The organism is Streptomyces sp. NPDC006265 (assembly GCF_040613555.1).
In the GTDB taxonomy this organism is placed as follows: domain Bacteria; phylum Actinomycetota; class Actinomycetes; order Streptomycetales; family Streptomycetaceae; genus Streptomyces.
In genome coordinates, this window is record NZ_JBEXSH010001292.1 from 1 (window position 1) to 1765 (window position 1765).

The 1765-nt window shown below is 70.4% G+C and carries 3 protein-coding genes; all 3 read right to left on the reverse strand.

Annotated elements, in window-relative coordinates:
• Positions 1–419 (reverse strand): ATP-binding cassette domain-containing protein (locus tag ABZ281_RS48100; RefSeq protein WP_356665034.1); only part of this gene is annotated, 419 nt, incomplete at its 3' end.
• Positions 420–492: 73 nt separating this feature from the next.
• Positions 493–1134, reverse strand: a complete 642-nt coding sequence (locus ABZ281_RS48105; RefSeq protein WP_356665036.1) for a PadR family transcriptional regulator — start codon at positions 1132–1134, stop codon at positions 493–495.
• 10 nt (positions 1135–1144) lie between these two features.
• Positions 1145–1696 carry a DinB family protein gene (locus tag ABZ281_RS48110; RefSeq protein ID WP_356665038.1) on the reverse strand — a complete coding sequence of 184 codons (552 nt, stop codon included), beginning with the start codon at positions 1694–1696 and terminating at the stop codon, positions 1145–1147.
• Positions 1697–1765 lie beyond the last annotated feature (69 nt).

The following is a 1765-nucleotide window of genomic DNA, read 5'->3' on the forward strand; positions in this document are numbered from 1 at the left end:
GGGACCACGACCAGCGAGGTGTCCTCGTCGGTCAGGCCCATCGACTGGGCCATGTTGACCTGCATGGAGTGCAGGTAGATGGAGCGGTGGCCTCCCAGGTGGTGCAGCCGGCCGAACAGCTCCAGGTTCTGCCGGCCGCCGAGTTCCTCGTCGAGCGCGGCGTGCTGGCCGAGCAGGCCGATGCGCAGCCGCACGGCGTACGCCTCGCCCACCACGTCGCACCCGGCCACCTCGACCCGGCCGGCGTCGGGCCGCAGCAAGGTGGACAAGATCCTCACCAGGGTGGTCTTGCCGGCGCCGTTCGGGCCCAGCACTGCGTGCACCGTGCCGCGCGCGACCGTGAGGTCGAGCCCGTCGAGCGCCTTCTGGTCGCCGTACGTCTTCTCCGCGCCTTCGACGGTGATCGCCGTGTCGGCCACTGGGTCTCCCTCGCTAGTCAAACTTGACTACACGCCCAAAAGTAGACCCGCCCAAGCCATTCGTCAAACTTGATTAGTGAGCGTCTCCGGGGTGCCGCTCCCCCGTCGCGTACGGGTTCTCCTCGTCCTCGGCCAGGACGCCGACGAACGGGTCGCCCTCGTCGGCGAAGGTGTAGGCGCCGCCCTCGATGCGCTCGATGAGACCGCGGGTCCACTCGGCCTCGGAGTCGGCCGTGTGGACCCACATGTTCATGATCTCGCCGATGTGCCCGAGCTGCCCGGGCCCCTCCTCGGGCACGTAGTGGTCCAGGACGGCGGCCCGCCACTGCTCGATCCGCAGGGTCCGCTCCTTCAGCAGCGCGACCGCCTCGGCACGCGGCAGGTCGACGACGAAGCCGACGGCGGCCGTCTTCAGGTCCCCGCGCTGGTCGTAGGTGACCAGCGCCTCACGCAGCATCCGGAAGTACTCCTCGGTCCCCTGCCCGGTGATCTCGTACTCCGTGCGCGGCGGGCCACCCGCCGTGGACGGGGCGATCTCGTGCGCGTGCAGCAGCCCCTGTTTCGCCATCTGCTTCAGGGCGTGGTAGATCGAGCCGGGCTTGGCGTTGGACCACTCGTGCGCGCCCCAGTACTCCAGGTCGTTGCGCACCTGGTAGCCGTGGGCGCGGCCGTGCATACGGACCGCGCCGAGCACGAGGAGACGGATGGTTGACATGCGGTCCAGGTTATGGCCCGGCCGTCACCTGCTGTTCCTCGGCCACCAGCTCGAAGGCCGTCCTGCCGTCCAGGGACTCGCGGACGATGTCGGCGTGACCGGCGTGCCGGGCCGTCTCGCGGATGAGGTGGAGGCAGAGCCAGCGGTGGGAGACCCGGCCGTCCGGCGGGAACCAGGGCTGCGCCGGCAGCGCGAAGGTGTCGTCGAGGCTCGGCACCGAGCGGATGTACGCCTCCGTCTCGGCGGCGACCTTCTCCCAGTACCCCAGCTGCGACTCGACCGTCTCGCCCTCGACCAGCTGGAAGCACTCGTGCCAGTTGCTCTGGTCCCGCACCACGGCCGGCGGCTCGCCCTTGGCCAGGGAGACCCACATCTGCTCGACCTCGGCGACGTGCTTGACCAGCCCCGCGAGGGACAGCTCACTGGCGCTCGGGCGGGAACTCGCCTGCTCGTCCGTCAGCCCGAGCACCGCCCGGCGGACCCCGCCGCGCTGCTCCGCGATGAACGACAGGAGCGCCCCGCGCTCGTCGCCATGTGCCTCCGCCGGAACGTGAGTGACCATGAACGCCGCCTTTCGACTGGTCAGGGGGCCTCTCCCCCGACACCGCCCAAGCTACGGGCCCTTGCGGTC